Source organism: candidate division WOR-3 bacterium (genome assembly GCA_039802205.1).
Lineage (GTDB): Bacteria > Hydrothermota > Tepidihabitantia > SM23-42 > JAOAFX01 > JAOAFX01.
In genome coordinates this window covers 1-23,119 of the sequence record JBDRWD010000042.1, presented here as the reverse complement: position 1 = coordinate 23,119, position 23,119 = coordinate 1, and the positions used below count along the sequence as shown (strand labels likewise).

The window sequence follows — 23,119 nt, the reverse complement described above, 5'->3', positions numbered from 1 at the left end:
GAGGAGTACTCAGATAGACTTGACATTGCAATTCTAATTGTTATAATTTATTAGTAAGTAAATTCGTCTGTTGTATTTTTGTATTCAACTTCCTCTTTGCAGGTAATTTTATTTTTAATTGTAACGGCATTTTAGTACCTGGTGAGGAGGCTGGCTCTATTTTACCTGAATAATGTCAGGGGTGCTGATATTCAGAATTTAACCGGCATTCTTTTAGCTTCGTTACTATGTCTTAAGTATATTATAAATGGTAACGGATATTTCGGCGGGAACAAGCGGATATTGATTTGATATTGAGCGAGAATTCAGGTATTATTGATAGAATTAGGATAAAGGTTATAATCGGCAAAAGAGATTATTTGGTCTGGGACCCAGAGTAGTTATTCTCCCTTTTAAGGAGTAAGTTTTTTGGCTACTTCTTCTTTTATGCAGTCCCCTATCTCCGATGTGTTCAATATTCTGGAATTTTTTCCAGCAATATCTTTGGTCCGGTAGTTTGCTGCGATGACTCTCTCCACCGCTTCTTCAATAACCTGGGCTACCTGCGGGTAATTTAAAGAATATCTGAATAAGAGGGCGAGGGAAAGGATTATTCCACAGGGGTTGGCGATATTCCTGCCGGCGATATCGGGAGCACTGCCATGGACCGGTTCATACAGTCCAACGCTTCTGCCAAGGCTCGCTGAAGGTAACATACCAATAGAACCGGTGATCATTGCTGATTCATCACTAAGAATATCACCAAAGATATTATTTGTAAGTATGATATCAAACTGCTTCGGGTCCTTAATTATTTGCATTGCACAATTGTCAACATAAAGATGATTGAGTTCAACATCAGGATATTCTTTATGGACCTCATTTACGACCTTTCGCCACAAAATAGAGGATTCAAGGACATTCGCCTTGTCCACGGAGGTGACTTTTTTACGGCGCTTTTGTGCTAATTGAAAGGCAATATGAGCAATCCGTTCTATTTCATGTTGATAATACACTTCAGTGTTGTATCCCTTTTCACCGCGTGGTGTGGATTTTATCCCTCTTGGTTTACCGAAATAGATACCACTGGTCAATTCACGGACGATTATAAAATCAACGCCGTTTACAATTTCACTCTTTAAGGGTGAAATATTAAGAAGTGGCCTCAAGGTTTTCACCGGTCTCAGGTTTGCAAAGAGTTTGAGCGATTTTCTCAATAGGAGCAAACCCTGTTCTGGTCTTAAGTTATAGGATAGCGAATCCCACTTCCGACCACCAACCGCACCAAGAAGAACTGCATCGCATCTTTTGGCTTTTTTTATTGTCGTTTCAGTGATGGGCATACCGTATTTTTCAATGGCAGCACCGCCGATTAAATCAGTATCAATCTCAATGTTTATACCCGCATGTGATACAGCATCTATTATTTTTACTGCTTCTGCCATTATCTCAGGTCCAATTCCATCGCCAGGCAATAAAAGAATTCGATACAACCTCTTTTTCATTTATTTTTCTCCAATGTTTTTTAAAAGATAAGAGATGAGACCGCCCGAGTTTATTATCTGCTGGAGGAACGCTGGATATTGAGGTGTAGGATATCTTTTTTTTGTAATGCAATGCTCAATGAACCCTTTTTTCAGGTCAATAACAATTGTATCTCCTTCTTCAACTAAGTTATACAGTTCCGGCATTTCAAAGACCCATAACCCGATATTGAGAGCATTCCTGAAGAATATCCGGGCAAATGATTTTGCAATGACAACCGAAATACCACATCCCTTTATTGCCAACGGAGCATGTTCCCTTGATGAGCCACAGCCAAAATTCTCTCCCGCAACTATTATATCACCATTTTTCACGAAATTTGAGAAATGTGGTCTGATTGGCTCCATACAGTGTTGGGCAAGGATTTTGGGGTCAGATATGCTGAGATACCGTGCTGGGATAATCACATCGGTATCAATATCATTACCGAATTTCCAGACCTTTCCTTGAATTTTCATACTTCCTCCTTTTATTTCAAACCAATTTCCTCGGGTGGTCCAATCCAGCCCAGAACTGCCGAGGATGCTGCAATTGCGGGATTGGAAAGGTAAACTTCGCTCTCTGGATGGCCCATCCTGCCAATAAAATTTCGGTTGGTCGTTGATACAGCCCGTTCACCTTTAGCAAGGATACCAAGATGCCCACCAAGACAGGGACCACAGGTAGGAGGGCAGACAACCGCACCGGCATCAATAAAGATTTGAATCAGTCCCTCTGAGAGTGCCTTTTTGTATATCTGATAGGTTGCTGGGAAGATAAGCAATCTAACATTTTTATTTACCTTTTTCCCTTTCAATATTTTTGCTACAATCCTCAGGTCCTCAAACCAACCGTTGGTGCAGGAACCGACTACAACCTGGTCAACATAGATCCGATTAAGTTCATAAACACTCTGGACATTCTGGGGAGAATGGGGAAGGGCGACGAGCGGGTCGATTTTTGATACATCATATTCCAGTACTCTGCAGAAGTGTGCATCAGGGTCATTTTTATAGTATATTGGTGTCCTTCGGCATACTTTTTTCAGATATGTTCTGGTAATTTCATCGGCTGCAATGATACCATTCTTTGCCCCGGATTCAATGACCATATTACAGATTGTAAAACGTTCGGGCATAGAGAGGTTTTCAATGGTTTCACCGGAAAAGTCAATTGTCTTATAATGTGCACCATCAACACCGATATCGCCGATAATTTTTAAAATCAGGTCTTTCCCATAGACCCACCGCCTTTTTTTACCGTAAAATATTATGCGCATTGTTTCGGGAACCTTTAACCAGATTTCGCCGGTGAGCATAACCCCCGCAACATCAGTACTTCCCACCCCGGTTGCAAAGGCGCCGAGTGCACCATAGGTACAGGTATGGCTATCCGCGCCGATGATTAAAGTACCAGGTTTTATAAGTCCTTTTTCCGGTAAAAGGGCATGTTCAACTCCTCCATTACATCCTTCAAATAGATTTGTTATTCTGTATTTTTGAGCGAACTCCCTTATCAATCGGCAATTTTCTGCTGAATTGATATCTTTATTCGGGACATAGTGGTCAAGGACAAACACAATCTTATTCCGGTTAAATATTTTTTTTGCTTTTGCCGCATAGAATTCTTTGATTGTTAGGGGCGCGGTAATATCATTCGCCAGAACCAGATCCACCTTTGCCATCACGAATTCCCCTGGTGATACTTTTTTTCTTCGGCTATGTGCGGCAATTATCTTTTCGGTGATGGTCATGCCCATCGTCCCTCCATTTATTTTCCTTTTTAAATGCAATTTTATTTAAGGCATCAACATAAGCCTTGGCACTAGCAACTACGATATCGGTATGCGCGCCACGGCCGGTTACGGTCATCCCGTGTGCCTTTAGATAAACCGTTACTTCACCCATGGCATCGGTCTCTGGGGTCAATGATTGGACTGAGAATTTTATGAGGTTGGTTTTAATCTTGGTGATGGATGCAATCGTTCTATAAACAGCATCGACTGGTCCATTACCCGAACAGGATTTTTTTATTAATTTATTATCAATCTTCATCTCAACAGTTGCGGTTGGTACTACATTCGTTCCGCAGGAGATATTGACACTATGCAATCTATATTTGCGGGGGATATTAAAGACTTCGTCGAGGACGATTGCTTCCAGATCTTCATCATACACAATCTTTTTCTTATCCGCAAGATTCTTAAACGCAACGAAGGTCTTTTCAAATTCTTCGGTTGGCAGTTCATAACCAAGTACTTTTAATCGTTCTTTCAATGCATGCCTACCTGAATGTTTGCCAAGAACGAAGATGCTCGTTGGAAATCCCACTTTCTTCGGGGTCATGATTTCATAAGTCCTGCGATCCTTTAGAACACCATCCTGGTGGATTCCTGCCTCATGGGCAAATGCATTATCACCGACGATTGCCTTATTAGGCTGAACAGGAATTCCTGTTATGTGTCTGATGAGACGACTTGTTGGATAAAGAAATTTTGTTTCTACATTACATTGAATTCTGTAAAAATCTTTTCTTGTTTTAATATTCATGGCGACCTCCTCAAGCGACGCGTTGCCTGCCCTTTCGCCGATTCCATTAATAGTACACTCAACTTGACGGGCACCACTTTTAATTGCGGCAAGAGAATTGGCAACTGCCATGCCGAGATCATTGTGACAATGGACACTGATGACAACATTTTCAATATTTTCTACATTCGACTTTAGATACGAGATGAGGCGCGCAAATTCCTCAGGAACGGCATATCCTACAGTATCGGGTATGTTTATAGTTGATGCCCCAGACTTGATTGCAACCGAATAAACCTCTTTTAAAAATTCCCATTCGCTCCTCGTTGCATCTTCGGCGGAGAATTCAATGTCATCAATATATTTGCGGGCGAATTCGATCGTCTTTCCTACAGTATCAATCACCTGTCGCCGGGACATCTTAAGTTTTTTCTCAAGGTGTATATCGGATGTGGCGATAAAGATGTGGAGGCGGGGGAAGCGTGCTTTTTCTAAAGCCTTGGCAGCACACCGAATATCAGTTTCATTCGCCCGTGCCAGAGCCGCAATCGTTACTGTTTTTAATTCCTGAGCAATCCTTTTCACCGCATTAAAATCGCCTTCGGACGCAATCGGAAATCCGGCTTCAATTATATCCACCCTCAATCTTTCAAGTTGTCTGGCAACCCTTAATTTTTCTGCTACATTCATGCTGAATCCTGGTGCCTGTTCACCATCGCGTAATGTGGTATCAAATATTAATATCCTCTCATTCATTACAATTACCTCCTTTTTATTAACCATTTGATTTTCTAAAAAAAAGACCCACCTTTTCTGGTGGGTCTTTCGTCTGCCTCTGAAGATACTCAGAGCCAGGAAAGACCCATGGATAAGATAAGGATTATGACCACCAAGCTCGAATTCAGTATCAAACCTTCATTTTCGCTTGTACTGATGGCGGATACCTGGTTTTTGTAATTAATGACTTTCCTGGGGTTGTTTTCCTCAAACAGGGTGCTGTAATCCGGGAAGCTAAAGCCCTTCATCCCAACATAAACAGGTGCTGTGACCGGTATTCCTTCAGGAGTGAAGCGGTCTTCCATATCATCATATTGCTTGCTTTCTTGGTTATTCATTATTGCACCTCCTTTTTTAAAATAAAAAAGCCCACCGGGTTGGTGGGCCTTATTGGTCATTAAAAATTGCTCAGACCGCCATAAGGCCCAACCTCCTTAAGGCTATAAGAATAACCAAAACGATTTTGCAGATGGCAATCTCAATAAAGTATTTTTGCATGGAACAATTATATTCAAAATCTTTTCGATGTCAAGAATCATTTTTAATTACTTTAGCACTGAACTTGACTTTTAGGGATTGTTGGATATTATTATCTGGTATGATTGCAGCAGTTGTTGGGCTCCAGTGGGGTGACGAAGGAAAAGGTAAGGTCGTTGATTATCTGGCAAAAGAATTTGATATCAATATTAGATTCCAGGGTGGACCGAATGCGGGGCATACGGTATGGCGTGATAATAATAAATATGTTTTTCACCAGATTCCAAGCGGGGTTTTGAACAAAAATGTAACCGGATTTATCGGTGCCGGGTGTGTTTTTGATCCCGCAATTTTTTTTGAAGAATTAAGCGAAATTAAAAAATTTGATCCAGGAATTGAAACAAGAATAAAGATATCCCGGTTTTGTCACTTGATATTTCCGTATCATATTATGCTCGATAAAATAAAAGAGGAGACCACCCATGGTATCGGTACTACCAAAAAAGGAATCGGCATGGCATATGAAGATAAATATGCCCGTATCGGCATCCGCCTTGGAGATCTCTATAACCCGGAAACGCTGGAAAAAAAACTGCGGGTAAATATCTCGCGCAAAAATTTAATATTAATGGAAATATTCCATGCCGAACCGCTCTCGGATAATGAGATAATTGAAAAATGTTTTGAATATGCCTACAAGCTCAAACCATTTGTGGTGAATGACCTTGAGTTTTTAAACCAGGCGGTCCTTGAGAATAAGAAAATTCTTTTCGAAGGTGCCCAGGGAGCACTTCTCGATGTAAATTTTGGTACCTATCCCTTTGTTACTTCTTCTCATACCATCACCGGTGGACTATTCGTTGGGGTTGCCGGTGCACCTATGCGTATTGACCGTGTAATTGGTGTGGCAAAGGCATACACAACACGGGTGGGAATGGGTCCGTTTCCTACCGAAGACAAAAGCGAGTTTGGCGAGAACTTGAGAAGATTCGGCAATGAATATGGTGCCACCACTGGTCGACCACGGCGCTGTGGTGCTTTTGATACATTGGTTGTTAGATATGCCGCACGCCTGACGAATGCTCAGGAATTATTTTTGACCAAACTTGATGTGCTGTCGTATTTTGAAACCTTAAAGATTGCAGTAGGTTATGCTAATGCCCGGGAATTCGATCCTTTTTATGCCGAGGAATTGGAACCGGTTTATGAAGAGATTCCCGGGTTTAAAAAAGATATTTCTCATGTTAAATCATTTGATGAATTGCCTGCGGAGGCAAAGGAGTATATAAAACTCATTGAGCATTACACCGGTTTAAAAGTTTCGTATATTTCAGTCGGTGCGGGAAATGATGCGGTAATAAAAAGGATTTAATCCCACCCCCTGATTTAACCTTTAATCAATTCTATTGTCTAAAAAGTGGAAACACAAAAAGGAGGTGATGAATATGAAGAGCACCCTCAAACTTTGGGAGCCATTTCAGGATTTGGTAAGGTTAGAGGATGAGTTTGATCGCTGGTATGATTCACTGGTCAGAAGATTCTTTAACCCCGAAATGCGCACCTGGATGCCGGCAATCGATATTGCCGAGAACGACGGCAATATTGAGGTGCGGGCAGAGATTCCGGGTGTCAACAAGGAAGACCTGAAAGTGACAGTGGAAGGCGATGTTCTCTCCATCTCCGGTGAGCGGAAGAAGGAATCCGAGACCAAGGATAAGAAATACCATCGGATTGAACGGTACTACGGAAAGTTCTGCCGCACCATCAATCTACCGTACGCGGTGGAAGCGGAGAAGGTTAAGGCGACCTACAAAGATGGAGTATTGACCATAACCTTACCAAAGCCTGAAACGGCCAAAACGAAAGAGATTGAAGTCGAAGTTAAGTAAAAAATCCGGGGCGGCGATTGCCGCCCCTTTTTATTAAACGATTGAATAATTTTTACCGCATGTTCAATATTTTGTGCGGTAAGATCCATTAATCTTAGATGATTTTGACTTAAAAATCACTGAGTCCTCTCCATATTTTTTATGTCTTGTGAGAGAACGATGAAACTCCTGGGCAAGATTTGTAAGGGTAATCAATAATTTAGCGATTTTCCCTCGGCTGGTAACCGGTAAAATGGTAGGCGCAGGCTTTAGCCTGCGGATAAATCTTAGAAAAAATCATTGTTGACACTCGCGCTACTGTCAATATAATTTAACGCGTGAAGAATAATGTTCTTAGAGCCTATATTAGGAGATATGGGTAACCTTTTAATTTTTAATGTTACTCCTGCGCACTGTAGATGCCGTGGAATCCTTAAAAAGTTACACCTAATAGCTAATGCCCGCTCGATTATCCGAATTTCTATACCTTTTATTAACGGAGTATATTTTTGAAAATCAATAGCCGGCTGAGAAAAAAGTTTGTTTGTCTAAAATAGCAGTGATGGAACCACAACTGATCAAAGAGGCATTAGAAAGAACCTGGAAGCCTTTCTTTAGTCGATTTGGTTCTTTCACTCCTATCCAGGAATTGACCATACCACATATTCTAAGGGGAGAGAATGTGGTGGTGATCTCACCTGCGGCGAGTGGTAAGACCGAGGCCGTGATTGCACCGATTGTGGAGAATCTTCTGAAAAAAGAAGTCAGGGGCATGAAGGTTTTATATATCACACCCACCCGTGCCTTGGTCAATGATCTGTTTCGTCGCCTTGAAGAGCCCATTAATTCATTGAATCTCACGCTGGGTCGGAAGACCGGTGACCATCCGGTAATCGGAAAAAAGGATTTTCCCAATATTCTTTTAACTACTCCGGAGTCATTTGATTCACTCCTTGCTCGCGCGCCCAAAATCTTTCTCAACCTCTTTGCGGTCATTCTTGATGAGATCCATCTTCTTGACAACACCCCAAGGGGTGATCAGTTGAGGGTACTATTGATCCGATTGCGTAAAATACTGGAGAAATTTAATATTACCCCACAATATAGTGCATTATCCGCAACGATTGATGATTTAGATATTGGTAAAAGATATTTTGATTCTCCTCAAGTCTGTTTTCTTCGTGCACCTCGGGAGATTGAGTATCTGTTGATTCCAGCACGGAATTGGGTAAGAGAGATCTTTAAAATTGTGCAGATAAGACAGCTTAAAAAAATTCTAATTTTCTTCAATGCCCGGAGTTTAGCAGAGGGTTTTTCTCAGAAATTCCGGATACCACCATTTGAGGATCGGGTCTTTGTCCACCACGCGAGTCTGCCGCGCAGCCAACGGGAAGAGATAGAGAGATTCATGAATGAATCGGACCGGGCAATACTCCTGGCGACCTCCACCTTAGAGTTGGGGATTGATATAGGTGATCTCGATGCGATAATTCTTTATCGCCCTCCCCATAGTATCTCCTCACTTCTTCAAAGAATTGGTCGAGGAAATCGTCGGACCGACAAACTCTTTGCACTTGGTATTTATACAAATAATTGGGAAAAAATCCTTTTTGAGACATTCTTTGATTGTGCGCGCCGGGGCGAACTCTATGAAAAAAGATATCAACCATCTCTTTCAATCATTCCACAGCAGATTTATTCTTATCTTTATCAACGACGGCGGATCGGGACGACATTAAAAAGTCTTATTGAGTTATTTCGTCCGCTTTATGGTGAAACAGTGGTGAGGGAGGTCTTCAAACAATTAGTGAATGAAGGGAATATAAAAGAGTTTCGAACCGGGATTTACTTTCTCAGTGAACGACTTGAGAACAAGATAGCCTATGGTAAGATTCACTCCAACATTGCGGAAAAATCGTTCGGCGAATATGAGGTTTTGGATACCAGCACCGGGACACCGGTGGGACGAATCTATTATTTACGGGAAAAGTTTATCTTGGGAGGTAGATACTGGGAAAAGGTTGAGGTTAAAGAAAAAGAACGCCGGGTTTTTGCCCGTTGTATCGAGGATGGACCCGAATTTTCAAAGATATTTGAAGGAAAGGGCGCGGGTAATTATAATTATTTACTTTCCGTCCTGCTAAAACAAAGATTCTTCCCAGCATTGAAACCCGAAGAATTTCCTTTTTGCTACGAGGGCAAAAACACCTATATTCTTCATTTCTTCGGCTCCCTTTATGGTTTCTTGGTCGCAGCATCTTTAACCAAAGAAGGCTTTGAAGTTTGGGATATTGAGGGGAAGGTTCTCACTCTATCAAATTTTCAAGTTACCGAAGGTAAATTTCCGATCCCAGCAATTTCTTCAATAAAAAAGGTCATTGCGGAAAACATTGTGCAGCTTGAGGATGCACTGGGCAGTGGAGCGTTCTTTTATGACCTGCCTTCCGAATTGCAGGTGGAAGACCATTTTTTAGATCTTGATATTATCGGCTTTCAGGAATTTCTTGCTGGGATAGAGCTCGTAGAAGTTTCTGCTAACGATTTCCGAAGGATATTGGAGTTTATCAGTCAGAAGTAATAAATCCATGCCTGAACCTCTGAGCCCTCTCCATATTTTTATGAAGGAATGATAAAAATCATGGACAAGATTTGTAAGGTAATCAATGATTTAGCACTTTTGTAGAGCAACAATTTAGCGATTTTCTCTCGGCTGGTAACCGGTAAAATGGTAGACGCAGGCTTTAGCCTGAGGATAAATGTTTTTAAAACCCAAAGTATTTCGCACCCTGAAGGGTGCGGCTACCTCTAATAATCCAGCGGCATAAGAATAATTTGAGAAAAAATGGAGAGGACTCAGCCTAAGCCTTGCTTGACAAATCTAAAAATATTTATATAATGTTCTATAATGTGTGGGATTGTTGGATATATTGGTCCCCGGGATATTACGAGTGTTCTTTTAAATGGATTGTGGAGGCTTGAATATCGGGGATATGATTCCAGTGGTATTGCGGTGATAAATAATGAAGAGTTGTTAATTCGCAAGGTTCCTGGAAAATTGAGTGAACTCCAGGAATTACTTAAAAGGGCACCGGTGAGTGGAAACATCGGTATCGGCCATACCCGTTGGGCAACCCATGGGAGCCCTCATGAAGAGAATACCCATCCTCTCGTTGATTGTAACGAAGAACTTGCCTTGGTGGTTAATGGAATAATAGAAAATTATCACCTATTAAAAGAAGAACTGGAGAAAAGGGGACATCTATTCCGCTCCTATACCGATTCGGAAGTGATCGTTCATCTAATTGAGGAAAATTTGAAAGCCACCTTGTTTGATGCAGTCTTGCAGGTTGTTTCAAAGCTTAAGGGGAATTTTGCTTTTGCGGTGATTTACACCCGAGAACCGGAATGTATCGTCTGTGCCCGGCATGATGCTCCATTGGTTTTAAGTATCAACAAAGATGAAGCTGCCCTGGCGAGCGATGTTTCTGGTGTGATTACGATATTTGACAAAATAATTGACATGCCCAATGATACAGTAGCAATGATTGCACCCCAGAAGTACATGATAAAAAGCTTTAAGGGCGAAGAGGTAGCGATCCAGCCCCGGAAGGTAACCATCCGAATTACGGATATTGAAAAAGGCAATTATCCCCATTTCATGCTTAAAGAAATCTTTGAACAACCCCAGGTTCTCTCCCGGATTGTTCAGGAACGGATAATCGGAGATATGATAAGCCTGGGTGCAGAGGTCAATTTTACTGAAAAAGACTTTTTAAAGGTCTCACGAATCTATATCCAGGCCTGTGGAACATCCTGGCATGCCGGGGTGGTGGGTAAATACTTGATTGAGCGGTTTGCCCGGGTCAGCACGGAAGTTGATATTTCGAGTGAATTTCGTTACCGGGATACTGTCCTTGACGGTAATACCATGGTGATGGCGATCAGTCAATCCGGTGAGACGGCGGATACCATCGCGGGTCTAAGAGAAGCAAAGGCGAGATTTTTGAAGGTGCTTTCTTTGGTGAATGTGCCTCATTCAAGTATTTACCGGGAGTCGGATGGTAATATTCCAATCATGGCCGGTCCCGAGATCGGTGTCGCTTCCACCAAGGCCTACACCGCAGAAATATTAAATCTCTACCTGTTCAGTCTTTATCTGGGTAGATTAAGGGGGTTTTTGAAAGATGAAGATGTCCGTTTCCATCTGGAGGAGATAAAAAAGATACCACGGCAGGTTGAAGAGATATTAGAAAAGCAGGATGAGATTAGAAAGATTGCTTTGAATTATTATAATGCCCGGGATTTTTTATTTCTGGGTCGGGGGATAAACTATCCGACCGCCCTGGAGGGAGCTCTGAAATTAAAAGAAATATCTTATATACACGCCACGGGTTATGCTGCTGGAGAGATGAAACATGGTCCGATTGCCTTGATTGATGAAAATATGCCGGTAGTGTGTATCAATCCGCAATCCAGTGTCTATGAGAAGATGTACAGCAATATTGAAGAGGTGGTTGCCCGTCGGGGACAAGTAATTAGCGTGGTCACCGAAGGGGATCAGCCAACAAGTGCCATAAGCAAACATGTCATTGAAATTCCACCCTGCATCGAATTTATCTCGCCCATCCTGGCAGTAATTCCTTTACAGCTACTTGCCTATTTCATTGCTACTTTCAAAGGGCTTGATGTGGATCGGCCGCGAAATCTTGCCAAGAGTGTCACCGTTGAATAATCCCTGCAGGCTGGATCAGCTTATCAAGATTCAAAACCGCATTAGCAAGAAAATGTTAATCTGCCGGTGTCCACAGCCGGAATTGATTGCGGGCATAGATGTGGCTAATAAAGAGCAGATATTGATTGCTGGAATAGTGATTCTCACTTATCCACAATTGGAGTTAATAGAGACCACATGGGCGGCAGATAAGGCACCCTTGCCTTATATTCCAAATTTTTTGGCATTCCGTGAAATGCCAGTGATTTTAAAAGCCTATCACAAATTAAAACACAGACCCGATCTTATATTTATTGATGGGCAAGGGATTGCCCATCCCCGAAGGTGTGGTATCGCAACCCATCTTGGCGTAATCCTCGATAAGCCGGTAATTGGGTGTGCCAAATCCCATTTGTTTGGTGAATTTGTTATGCCTGGTAGAAAAAGAGGGGATTGGAAATTTCTCTTGGATGATGGACAGATAATCGGTGTTGTTTTACGCACCCGGGATGGGGTAAGACCAGTTTTTGTCTCACCAGGACACCGGGTTGATTTCCTGGATTGTATAAATTATGTCCTTAATACCTCCCGTTTCCGTATTCCTGAGCCCACAAGGCTTGCCCATATTTTCGCCGAGAAGATAAAAGGAGTACCCTATGTACAAAAAATTAAATCTTCTTTATCATTTTAAAGACAAAGGAGATTTGTATGTCTGAGGTACGAAGAGATATTGTCACGGATACTTGGGTAATAATTGATACCGATAACGATGAAATACCTAATGTTTCAGCCGATGTCTCCACCACCGATGGCCCCTGTCCGTTTTGTGAAGGTAATGAAGGTAGTACTCCAAAAGAGATTTATGCCATACGGGATGGCACCCCTCCAAATTCTCCAGGCTGGAGAGTCCGGGTCGTGCCGAATAAGAATCCCATTTTGAAGGTGGAGGGTGCACTCGAAAAATTTGGGGTGGGGGTTTACGATATGGTGACCGGTACCGGTGCGAACGAAGTGATCATTGAGTCTCCCCGCCATGTCACCAATATTGCAGATCTCGAACCGGAACAGATTGCCCTGGTTCTTGATACATATCGTTTTCGGATTGAGGATCTACATAAGGATCAAAGGATAAGGTATGTTTTGATTTTTAAAAATTACGGACGGCTGGCTGGAGCTTCGACGATCAGCCATGTACATTCCGATCTGATCGCCTTACCTGCTACTCCTAATCGGGTTAAACAAAAGTTGAATGGAGCATACGAATACTACCGTTATAAGGAACGGTGTCTATTTTGTGATATCATCTTCCAAGAAATAGAGATGGGGGAGAGGCTTATTTTACAAACGGAAAAATTCGTCGTCTTTGCCCCTTATGCCTCCCGGTTTCCAGGCGAGGTGATGGTGATACCGAAAAGACACACCTTTTCCTATAAACTCATTGATAAATCGGAACTGTCGGACCTCGCCTACGTCTTGAAAAAGATCTTCTCTGCGATTGGCAGGGGTTTCAATAATCCTCCGTATAATCTGATTCTCACGGATAGCCCCAACCTTTTACCTCGTCCTGATTACTGGAAGACGATTGAACAGGATTTTCATTGGCATATGGAGATAATACCGAGGATTTTCCGCACCACCGGTTTTGAACTGGGGACCGGATTTTATATAAATCGCTACAGCCCGGAGAAGTCTGCAAAACTCATCAGGATGCACCTATGATCAAAGGCATTGTTTTTGATCTGGATAATACCCTTGTTGACTTTATGGCGATGAAGGAAGCAGCAGTAGAATCAGCCGTAAGTGCCATGATTGATGCCGGGTTAAAAATGGACAAAAATACTGCAAAACAAAAGATCTTTGAGATTTATAAAGAAGTGGGGATTGAAGACCAGACCGTGTTTGATAAATTCCTTATGCGGGAATTCGGTTACATTGAACCCAGAATCCATGCAGCAGGCATCGTTGGATACCGCCGGGCAAGGGAGGCGACATTGGTCTTATATCCCCATGTCTATATCACTTTGATTGAATTGATAAAACGGGGTATGAGGTTGGCGGTTGTAACCGATGCCCCGAAACTTCAGGCCTGGTTGAGACTGTGCCAATTGAACCTTCACCACCTTTTTGATGTAGTGGTGACATTTGAAGATACCTATAAACGAAAACCAGATCCCGCACCTTTCCGGATAACCTTAGAGCGTTTGAATATAAAACCGGAGGAAGCGATAATGGTGGGGGATTGGGCGGAGCGGGATATCGTGGGGGCAAAGGTCTTGGGCATGAAAACAGTTTTTGCCCGCTATGGCGATACATTCGGTACCAAAAATTCCGGTGCCGACTATGAAATTGATGATATTATCCAACTGCTGGATATTGTGGATAATCTGCTCAAAGAAAACCCGACTTAATAATGGATTTATTGTTCTTTGCCAGCTGGTTGATCGCTGAATCGCCTGCTTTATACCGAAGATTGCCAGAACAAGAATACATTGTTTATGAAACTAAGGAAAATGAGAAATATGGCACTATTGAAATTACTTCACGGAAAGATAGTGTGGGATACTGGGTAGTTTATAAGTCCGACCGCATAATTGAAGCGGTGCTTGATACTTTTAATTTCCAGACGCTTTATTTGAATAAAATAATAAAAGGGAGATGGGAGTTAAGTGTTAAAAAAAATCACCGGATTGAAGTTAACTACCGAGGACGGAAAAATTATTACTACGAATCCGAACCTGTCTATGACCGTCATACCCTTGATTTTGTTCTGCGGGGATTTGAGTATCATCAGGGTTTCAAAAAGCGGATAAGAGTGAATGTTCCAGAATTTATGATTATCAATGCCGATATCGAAGTGATTGGTGAAGAACATATCACGACATCTCAAGGTGAGTTCGTGTGTTGGAAAATTCTTTTGACCCCGCGCGTGGTATTTACTCGAAAAAACTTTTACTTCTATGTAGAAAAATCTTATCCATATCGTTTTGTTAAATACATGGATGCCACGGGCAAAAACTATATTACTCTGAAGGTATACCAGTATGGCGGATAGTGCTCTAATTAGTTGGGTGGCCGGATTTCCGAGGCGGTTTAACTTCTTTCCCTTTTTTAAATAGATCTTTAAATTTGTTTTTTAGTTGTTTAATCTTGAGCAGATCTTCTTCCCGCTGGTCATTCACATTATTCGAGTCGGTATCAATAAAGTGGTCATCGTGAGCAGTATTAAGTTCTTTGTTCTGTTTCTCAATTTTCTGGATTGTTGATCCTTGGGGTTCTTCCCCAGCACTTTTCATTTTCATCGTTGCTTCCGGATGGGTTTTATCTCCCCTCGGCACCGGCTGGATTGCCCAGGTAAGGGTAAAGAAGAAGGCGAGAATTAAAGAAATCTTTTTCATATTGCCTCCTTAAATCATAACCAAAAATTCTTTGGTGTCAAGTTTACCATGGCGATAAATGGACATAGATTCTTCTTCTTTCATTTGGTTCAAGTCTTATTCTTCTTTTGATGGTCTGATAACCCCATTTTTTTATTTCTACGAGATATTCACCGGGACTGAGGACGATTGTCCGGGGAGTGCGGCCGATATATTTTTTTATCCCTGACTCCACTTCGGTGATGTAGATTTTACACCGTGGGGGCATAGAGAGGATCCGGAGCTTGGCGGGTTCGGGTTCTTCAATCACTAACTCAATTTCTTTTTTGATGGCTTCGCTATCAGCCAGAGATGGTAGTCTCTCCTTAGCAGCCAGAACAATTATTTTTTCTATCCCTTCCGGACCAGTTATCTGGTAGTCATAATCCGCCTCCGGCGGAGGCAGTTCGTAAATCTTTCCCTTCTGTACTTGACCGCTTTCCCCCGGCAGGGGGAAGAGGAGATTTTCCCTTCCCCCTGCATCAATATTATAAACCGCCACATAACAGTCATCATCGGTCTGGAAGTAGATTTTTAATCTTTCTCCAGGAGCAAAACTATAATCATCCCGGTCAAGCCAAACCGTTACATTTATCTCATTGGTGGTATCAGAGAAAATGCTTCCTAATATGAAAAATGCAAGGATTGCGGAAAACATGGTTATCTCCGAATCTTTTCTACTTTATTTTTTCGCTCATTCCTTTTTTCTTTATCCGGATTAAAGGGCGGGAGATTACGAATCGGTCTGTGAGTATCTTCTGGCCTGTGGTAATCTTCGTATTCTGGAGAGAAACTGGGGGGTGGAGACTTTCTGAAAATCTTGGGCTGGTCAGTTTCGGATTCCGGTTGATAAGGGGATACCTCGTTTCTTTTGCGGATGATTCGTTCGGGAGAATTTTTATCGCTCCGCCCCTCAGGTTCAAAATCTTTTTGCATTCTAATTTTTCGGTATTCTTCGTTCTTTTGTGCGATCTCGGTTCTTACCTTAGTTTCGTATGCCTTTCTCATGCGTTCCAGATTCCCGGACTTATACTCTTTTTCAATCCGGGCATAGAGTTGGGGGTCTTTTTCCTTTGTCAAACGCAGGATTTCTTTTTCTTTGTAAGGTAGTTCGATTGTGCGCGGTGGTTTTTCTGGAAGATCAACCCCGTAGGCTTTTGCCCGAGCGCGGAATTCAGCATAACCATAGGGTAATTTATACCTCACCCAGCGTCCGTATCTTGGCCGCCACCACCAGTGACCGTCTTCGTACCAGACGATATAAAACCCGGCACAGAAGAAATGCCAATCAAAGTGGTGGCACCAATGACAACGCCACCAATACCAATCCCACCACCACGGATGATACCAGACATAGTAGACGCAGTAGTAACCATGGGGATAATAGACCCAGTAACCGTCACACCAGTATGGATCAGGACCCCAATATTCATCACACCAGTAGGCTTCATCCTCATCATAATCACAATAGATGAAGTTCACGCTAAAGGCAAAAAGGGGGATGGTGGCTAAGGTGAGTAAAATTAAGCGTTTCATTTTGACCTCCTTGTTATTTTTTTCTCACCAATTCCGGGTTACCGGGATCGATCTGGTATGCCCAATCAAATATTACATACCCAGACCTTATTGCGGTAACCCTTATCTTTGCAAAATGGTTATCCCAGGTCCAGAGCACATAGGTATGACCCGTGATGGCTTCCACCATTCCAGTGGGTGACCAGCCATCCCTGGGTGCATACCCAATTTCATCAAAAGAAGATGTATAGCCCATATCTTGGATAAGACCTCCGGGCCGACGGATGAAGAAATAGTAAGTCCCAAGGTATTCATCATAGCCGAAATAGAAATCACAGTAGGGATGGTTATAAGGGACGACCGAGTAACTGCTGAAGTCCCAGCCCGCATACTCAGGGTATCTGGTATAATCAAACAATTTCTGATCGAACCCCTCAGGTCGGGGTGTGTCATAGACTGTTTCATAAGAGAGTTCGCTCTCGTTATTATGGATGTCAAAAGCCGAGATCGCATAAAAGTAAGTGACCCCGTTAATCAACCCCTCATCCAAAAAATAATCGAGATTGGTTTCGCCCACAAGATAATAAGGACCCTCGGGCGCCGGACCACGGTAGATTCGGTAGCCGGCGAGATCAGGTTCGGTATTATGGTACCAGGTCAAAAGCACTTCTCCGTCCCCGGTTGTTGAAGTTAACCCTCTGGGCACGGCTGGAGGTTCATGGTCTGACTCTTCATCACAGCAAGGGGAGAGGAGAAGCCCGGTAAGGACCAGGGCAAATTGAAAGATCTTTTTAGTATTTTTCATCGGACACCTCTACCTTTATTAATGGCAAATTTCGTGCCCGAAAAATCTTTTGAAATTTCTTATCTTTTTTGGGAAGACTGCACAAAATTTGTTCGTGGTGCACAAAAAAGAATAGGTGGACGACAGAATCCTGCTGATTGACAAAAGGCATATTTCATATATCCTTAATCGATGTGGTTGTATCTACTCCTGGTGGGTTTGGAACCTTCATCTATTTTGCCCTTGCCAGTGAAATGTCGGGCGCTTGATATCTGCGCTGGTGAATTATTTTTACTACAGGAAAATGGCCGGACAGTCGTTAAGGTGGAAGAGGGTAGAATCGTTGGGGAGATACCTGTAAGTGATGATAACACGCAGCCCGTGAGGGGGTTTAAATTAACACCTTTTGTGCTTTACTTAATACTTCGTGATGGTTTATACCGGCAATTTTTAATTTCTAATCTTAGAGGGAGAGTTTATCCCGGCGATATTATTGCTTTCACCTTGACGAGCAGTGAGGAGTTGGTTCTGGCTGAGCGCAGGAATAAAGCGATTATTTTTTTAGATTCGGACTTTAAAACCCGTCTGGTGAAGAAAAATTTACCAGTGTTGGACATTGATTATTTTGAACAGAAGATTTATCTTTTGACGCGCCGCGAGGTCATTGTGCTTGATGAATATGGAAATGAACTCGAAAAATTCCTTGTGCCCGCAAGGAGTCAAAGAATTATGGGAAGAGAAAAAATCTATCTTTTCACCCCAGGAGAGAGGATAATTTTTGTAAAGGGCAAAGCGTGGAAGACGATTGAACTTTGTCATTCCGTAATTGATTTAATATTGGATGACGAAAATCTCTATGCCTTGAACCAGTATGGTGATACTCTTTATATTTATCGGAAAGCTGATTTCTGATTTAGACACTGCCTTCTGGTTTGACTCTGTATACTACAATTACTCTCCAGTAGAAGTGGACAGTGAACTATCGTCCGAGAGGTTATTTACTCCGGTGGCGGCGGAAGGAGAAAGTAGTTATTCGAGCGCATTAAAAATCAGTGGTGTAAAAGAGTTTTCATTCAGTATTGATGAAGGATTCAACCAGGGTTTGAAGTTGTATGTAACCGGCGAGGTTGAAGGTGTTCAGGTGAAAGGGACACTTGCTGATAAAGGCGCGGATATTCCCACACGCCGCATATCGGAGATTGAGAAGATGCGGCTGGAAGCTTGGACAAAAAATTTTTACGGTGGGATTGGCGATTTGAATTTAATACTGCCCTTCGGTGTAGCTGATGAGATAAGCGGAATCCGTTTGGGTGTAGCCCAAAAAGAAAACAACATCAATTTTTCCTATGCCCTCAAACGGGGTCAATATCGCCGTGTAGAATTTACGGGTGAAGAATGTAAACAAGGACCTTATTTTCTCGGTGGTAGAGTGGTTTATGGTTCAGAGAAGGTGCATCTTTCGGATCAACTTCACCCAGCGAAGCTACTTGTGGTGAATATGGATTATGAGATTGATTATGAACAGGGAATATTAAATTTCACCAATAAAAATATCATCACTCGGAATAGCCATATCATCGTGGAATATCAGGAAGCAGTGGAGAATTATCCGAATATCTATCAGGAATTTGATGGTCAGTATCGGATTGGGGAATTGCAGTTTAATGGGCTTTTTCATCGGAGCCTTGATGATTATTCCAATCCTTTAGGATTTCGTTTAACTCCATCCGAGTTGGAAAGTTTGAAGATATGTGGCGATAGTGCCTGGGTCAGACATATCTACGCTGATACTTCAACCTCGGGCAACTACGATTTGGTAGATGGGCATTTTGTCTATGTCGGCGAAGGTGAAGGGAATTACCGGGTTTCTTTTTTCTATGTTGGAGAAAACAATGGAGAGTATGTATATGACGCGTCACTAAAAGGATTTGTTTATCGAGGTCCCGGAATGGGAAATTATACCCCGGAAAAATTTATCCCCTTGCCCCGAGATAATCAATTTTACGCCTTGGGATTGGACTATGCGTCAGCAATTTCACTCTCTTTTTATACCTCTCGAGTAGACCAGAACCGATTTTCATCCCGTGATGATGAAGACAATCAGCAATATGGTTATGAATTAAATTTATCAAAAAAATGGGGTATTTTTTCAGTGAGCAGCAGATATATTGATTATGCCCCGAAACTTTATCAACCAAAGGGTCGTCAGGTGGTAAATCATTATTATGAGTGGCAGAGTGTAGAAATTCTCCATGAATTATTCCAGGTGCAGACGGGGATTGCACTGGTCAAGGATTTGGCTTTAGAACTGGGTTATGGGGTTTTGAACCGTACTCACCAGAAAAGGTCGATTTATCTCAGACCTTTTTTTCTTTATGTTGGGTATGAAGAGATTGATACGTTAAATAAATATATGGCAGGCATGAGAGAGAAAACAGGTCGGTGGACGGTCTATTCCCAATATTTGTATCAAGAAGCAGAACATTTTACTGATTATGGGTTATACTATACCCTTTTTGGAGAAAAAACCATCGGCATTTCGGGAAGTTATGAACGGTGCCGTGCTACACGTGCCTTCCTCACCCGGATGGAATTGTTAACCCGGCCGCTTAATATGTCTTTAGGAGTGCGTGACTTCAATGATACAACTTTGCTTTTTGGGAATGTAAATATGAGTATGTATCTTAAGAATTTTCGTATCAACGGAGAAGTTGAACAATCCCAGCGCTATATCCAGAAAAAAGATGAGGTCTATATAAAAGTGGCTCCGGGCAAAGGGAATTATGTCTATGATCCGATAACTCGTACCTACATTCCCAAAGAAGGGGGGGACTACATCAAACAGATAATCTTGCTGCCTGAATTTCAGCGAGTGGTATCTCGTAAATGTAATCTGGAACCGGCATTCGCTACGGATATGTTTGATAGCCGGTTACGGCTATATTATACCGATGAGAAAAATTTTTATAATCGAGTTGAGGACCTCACCCTAAATTTCCAAAAAGATGATGAGCAACTGGAAATAAACTTGAAAGAAGATTTTGTAAGAGACGGACGCTATGCCCTGGAAATGGTTATTCTCCGTCAATACTTTTTTTCTATAAATCCAATGTATAAGAAACTCAATAATTATTTCGCCACTAATTATCAAAGCGAAGAGTGGGGTGAGTTTTTAAAGGCGAGACGTATTGATTACGAAACGGAGATTGATTTAGAAATTAGAGAAAGACCACAGATTAAGCCCTTTACCGGCTACAAATATAGCAAAGCCTTTTCCGATTTTTTCCCGGGTCTGATGGTGGTATCACAAACACCGAAATTGGGTTTGCTCATCGGATTGCCAATTAGGCGTCAAGGTCGTGTAGAGACAACAGTGGAGTTTTTGTATCGCCAATACAATATTGAAGATGTCCCCTATTTATTCAGTGTGAATGAACCACCAGGACCGACGAGTGTGGGTACTTTGAGCAGCACCATCGGTATCGGGAATAATACAATATTCAGTTTGGTCTATCGACTCCAGTACCATTTTGGAGCGGAAATAATTCACAATTTAAAACTGCAGGCGAAGATAAGGTTCTGATGGTGGAACGATATCGGGAATTCTATGAACGTGCCGGTGAGTTATATCCGGAAGATAAATTCACCTATTCCAGTTTGAGCGGAATAATGAGAAAAAAATGGGTAACCCGAAAAATCGCTCAACTCCCGCCCGGGAATCTCCTTGATTGTGGTTGTAATATCGGCCGGCTTGCGGCTGAGTGGAAGCGAGGCATGGTGATCGGCGTGGACATTGCATTCGCACTGCTAAAAAAGGGTAAGAATCTCTATCCCGATATCAATTTCATTCAGGGAGATTTGATGAATTTAAGATTTTTAAAACCCAATTCAATTGACAACGCCCTGGCGATTGAGGTGATTGAACATCTTCCTCGGGTGGACGATTTTTTGAAAGAACTAACGAAGGTCTTAAAAACCAACGGCACGGTATTGGTGACCACCCCTTCTTATTCCCGAAAGCGTCCAGTTTTTACCAAGATTGGAATCCTCAAAAGTTTTGGTATTAAGGAAGGTGTTGAAGGGGAATATTACCTACATACCGCCTACAAACCAGAAGAGTTGAAATCGTTATTGGAGAATGCCGGTTTTGAAGTGGTGGAATATGGGAGTTTTGAATTTGAAACCCGCGGTTGGGTTAAACCCTTTACCTTGCTCAACCGTTTTTACGAGGGTCTTGCGGAGCGATTTTTCCCCTGTTCCCGGCTCAATATCTTTTTTATGGGATTGGTTAATCGGATTGAACTTAACACCTTTTATATTTTGGATACAATTGGACTGAGTTGGTTTATAAAAAAATTTTTTAAAGAAGGCAGACGTGCATATGTTTTAGCCCGAAAACCGGAGTGAGATGAAACTGCAAGATTTTTTCTATCAGTTACCTGAAGATTTAATCGCCCAGTATCCTTTGGAAAACCGGGCTGCAGCAAGGTTATTGATTCTCAACCGAAACAGTGGCAAAATTATTCACCGCCATTTTTATGAAATAACCGAGTATCTATCAGCCGGAGATGTTTTGGTTCTGAATGATACAAAGGTTTTCAAAGCCCGGATTTTGGGTAAAAAAGAAACGGGTGCCCAACTGGAAATCTTAGTTATTACCTACCAAGACAATGAATGCCTCGCTCTCATCAATCCGGGGCGGCGTATCAAAGAAAATGTAAAAATTATCTTTCCCGCGGAAATATTTGCTCGGGTACGTGCCCGCAAACAAGGCAAATACTATCTGGAATTCAATAAACCAGTTGTTGGAGTCCTTGAAAAACTTGGACGGGTGCCGCTGCCTCACTATATCAGAAGAGAACCGGAAAAAATTGATGAAACCGAATATCAGACGGTTTATGCTCAGAAAGTTGGCTCAGTTGCTGCACCCACGGCTGGGCTCCACTTTACACCTGAACTCTTAGAGAAGATTAAAGAAAAAGGAGTGATAGTGACCACCATCACTCTCCATATTGGTCCGGGAACATTTAAACCGATACGTACTGAAAATGTTGAGGAACATCTCATGGATCCTGAGTATGTTGAGATTTCAGAAATAAGTGCGGAATTAATCAATGCGGGAAGACGGATTATCGGCGTCGGCACATCGGTGACCCGGGCGCTGGAATATGTTGCTTGTCAAAACAAGAATAACAGAAAGAGAGTCATTCCGTTCACAGGTGAGGTTGATTTATTTATTTATCCGGGATTTAAATTTAAAGTTATTGACTGTTTGGTTACAAATTTTCATCTTCCCTGTTCTACACCTTTACTTCTTGTCTGTGCCTTTGCGGGAAGAGATTTGATATTTAGGGCGTATCAGGAGGCGATCAATAACCGCTATCGCTTTTTATCTTACGGAGACGCGATGCTGATACTTTAAGAATTTAATCACCGGGCTGAGTACTCCTCACTTTTTCCTCCCCCTTTGATGGGGGAGGATTAAGGTGGGGGTGATAAAAATGGATTTGTCTCCGTCTTTCATCAAAATAAAATCTTACCCA

21 protein-coding genes are annotated in these 23,119 nt (G+C 42.1%); 12 read left to right on the top strand and 9 right to left on the bottom strand.

Annotated features, from left to right (window positions below):
- Positions 1-392: 392 nt before the first annotated feature.
- The 5 genes from leuB to ABIL39_08755 form a co-directional block, all read right to left on the bottom strand.
- Positions 393-1,484, bottom strand: coding sequence for a 3-isopropylmalate dehydrogenase (gene leuB, locus ABIL39_08775; protein ID MEO0166216.1), 1,092 nt, complete (start codon positions 1,482-1,484; stop codon positions 393-395).
- Positions 1,485-1,982 carry a 3-isopropylmalate dehydratase small subunit gene (locus ABIL39_08770; GenBank protein MEO0166215.1) on the bottom strand — a complete coding sequence of 166 codons (498 nt, stop codon included), beginning with the start codon at positions 1,980-1,982 and terminating at the stop codon, positions 1,485-1,487. It lies immediately after the preceding gene.
- 11 nt (positions 1,983-1,993) lie between these two features.
- Entirely contained in the window at positions 1,994-3,262 is a 1,269-nt protein-coding gene (gene leuC / locus ABIL39_08765) for a 3-isopropylmalate dehydratase large subunit (protein ID MEO0166214.1), read from the bottom strand.
- Positions 3,222-4,814 (bottom strand): 2-isopropylmalate synthase, encoded by a 1,593-nt coding sequence (locus ABIL39_08760; GenBank protein ID MEO0166213.1) that lies wholly within the window; start codon positions 4,812-4,814, stop codon positions 3,222-3,224. The genes leuC and ABIL39_08760 overlap by 41 nt, the downstream gene beginning before the upstream one ends.
- Before the next feature lie 62 nt (positions 4,815-4,876).
- Complete coding sequence (locus ABIL39_08755; GenBank protein ID MEO0166212.1) at positions 4,877-5,146, bottom strand: hypothetical protein; 270 nt, start codon at positions 5,144-5,146, stop codon at positions 4,877-4,879.
- Positions 5,147-5,406: 260 nt separating this feature from the next.
- Here ABIL39_08755 and ABIL39_08750 point away from each other — a divergent pair, with 260 nt between their 5' ends.
- The 8 genes from ABIL39_08750 to ABIL39_08715 all read left to right on the top strand — a co-directional run bounded on the left by ABIL39_08750 (position 5,407) and on the right by ABIL39_08715 (position 14,916).
- Positions 5,407-6,657, top strand: coding sequence for an adenylosuccinate synthase (locus tag ABIL39_08750; GenBank protein MEO0166211.1), 1,251 nt, complete (start codon positions 5,407-5,409; stop codon positions 6,655-6,657).
- A 73-nt stretch (positions 6,658-6,730) separates the two neighbouring features.
- On the top strand, positions 6,731-7,174 hold the full coding sequence (locus ABIL39_08745; protein ID MEO0166210.1) for an Hsp20/alpha crystallin family protein: 444 nt from the start codon (positions 6,731-6,733) through the stop codon (positions 7,172-7,174).
- A gap of 541 nt (positions 7,175-7,715) precedes the next feature.
- Positions 7,716-9,731: a DEAD/DEAH box helicase gene (locus tag ABIL39_08740; GenBank protein MEO0166209.1), complete on the top strand. Its 2,016-nt coding sequence runs from the start codon at positions 7,716-7,718 to the stop codon at positions 9,729-9,731.
- Positions 9,732-10,058: 327 nt separating this feature from the next.
- Positions 10,059-11,885 (top strand): glutamine--fructose-6-phosphate transaminase (isomerizing), encoded by a 1,827-nt coding sequence (gene glmS / locus ABIL39_08735; GenBank protein MEO0166208.1) that lies wholly within the window; start codon positions 10,059-10,061, stop codon positions 11,883-11,885.
- Entirely contained in the window at positions 11,839-12,555 is a 717-nt protein-coding gene (locus ABIL39_08730; GenBank protein MEO0166207.1) for an endonuclease V, read from the top strand. Before glmS ends, ABIL39_08730 begins: the two co-directional genes overlap by 47 nt.
- 17 nt (positions 12,556-12,572) lie before the next feature.
- Complete coding sequence (locus ABIL39_08725; GenBank protein MEO0166206.1) at positions 12,573-13,583, top strand: HIT domain-containing protein; 1,011 nt, start codon at positions 12,573-12,575, stop codon at positions 13,581-13,583.
- On the top strand, positions 13,580-14,272 hold the full coding sequence (locus ABIL39_08720) for a TIGR02253 family HAD-type hydrolase (protein MEO0166205.1): 693 nt from the start codon (positions 13,580-13,582) through the stop codon (positions 14,270-14,272). Before ABIL39_08725 ends, ABIL39_08720 begins: the two co-directional genes overlap by 4 nt.
- Before the next feature lie 2 nt (positions 14,273-14,274).
- Positions 14,275-14,916, top strand: coding sequence for a hypothetical protein (locus tag ABIL39_08715; GenBank protein ID MEO0166204.1), 642 nt, complete (start codon positions 14,275-14,277; stop codon positions 14,914-14,916).
- Positions 14,917-14,920: 4 nt separating this feature from the next.
- Here ABIL39_08715 and ABIL39_08710 read toward each other — a convergent pair whose 3' ends face one another.
- The 4 genes from ABIL39_08710 to ABIL39_08695 are packed head-to-tail and all read right to left on the bottom strand — an operon-like array spanning position 14,921 to position 17,597.
- Entirely contained in the window at positions 14,921-15,259 is a 339-nt protein-coding gene (locus ABIL39_08710; GenBank protein MEO0166203.1) for a hypothetical protein, read from the bottom strand.
- Between the two features lie 43 nt (positions 15,260-15,302).
- Positions 15,303-15,935 (bottom strand): DUF4384 domain-containing protein, encoded by a 633-nt coding sequence (locus ABIL39_08705; protein MEO0166202.1) that lies wholly within the window; start codon positions 15,933-15,935, stop codon positions 15,303-15,305.
- A gap of 2 nt (positions 15,936-15,937) precedes the next feature.
- The gene (locus ABIL39_08700) at positions 15,938-16,813 is read right to left on the bottom strand and encodes a hypothetical protein (GenBank protein ID MEO0166201.1); all 876 of its coding nucleotides are present in this window, start codon (positions 16,811-16,813) and stop codon (positions 15,938-15,940) included.
- 13 nt (positions 16,814-16,826) lie between these two features.
- The gene (locus ABIL39_08695; GenBank protein MEO0166200.1) at positions 16,827-17,597 is read right to left on the bottom strand and encodes a hypothetical protein; all 771 of its coding nucleotides are present in this window, start codon (positions 17,595-17,597) and stop codon (positions 16,827-16,829) included.
- 171 nt (positions 17,598-17,768) lie between these two features.
- On the opposite strand from ABIL39_08695, the gene ABIL39_08690 reads away from it, so the two are divergent.
- From ABIL39_08690 to queA, 4 genes are read left to right on the top strand one after another with little or no spacing between them, the layout of a single operon-like run.
- Positions 17,769-18,488 (top strand): hypothetical protein, encoded by a 720-nt coding sequence (locus tag ABIL39_08690; GenBank protein MEO0166199.1) that lies wholly within the window; start codon positions 17,769-17,771, stop codon positions 18,486-18,488.
- Entirely contained in the window at positions 18,448-21,159 is a 2,712-nt protein-coding gene (locus ABIL39_08685; GenBank protein MEO0166198.1) for a hypothetical protein, read from the top strand. The genes ABIL39_08690 and ABIL39_08685 overlap by 41 nt, the downstream gene beginning before the upstream one ends.
- Complete coding sequence (locus tag ABIL39_08680; GenBank protein MEO0166197.1) at positions 21,159-21,983, top strand: methyltransferase domain-containing protein; 825 nt, start codon at positions 21,159-21,161, stop codon at positions 21,981-21,983. The genes ABIL39_08685 and ABIL39_08680 overlap by 1 nt, the downstream gene beginning before the upstream one ends.
- A 1-nt stretch (position 21,984) precedes the next feature.
- The gene (gene queA, locus ABIL39_08675) at positions 21,985-22,998 is read left to right on the top strand and encodes a tRNA preQ1(34) S-adenosylmethionine ribosyltransferase-isomerase QueA (GenBank protein MEO0166196.1); all 1,014 of its coding nucleotides are present in this window, start codon (positions 21,985-21,987) and stop codon (positions 22,996-22,998) included.
- Positions 22,999-23,119: the final 121 nt, after the last annotated feature.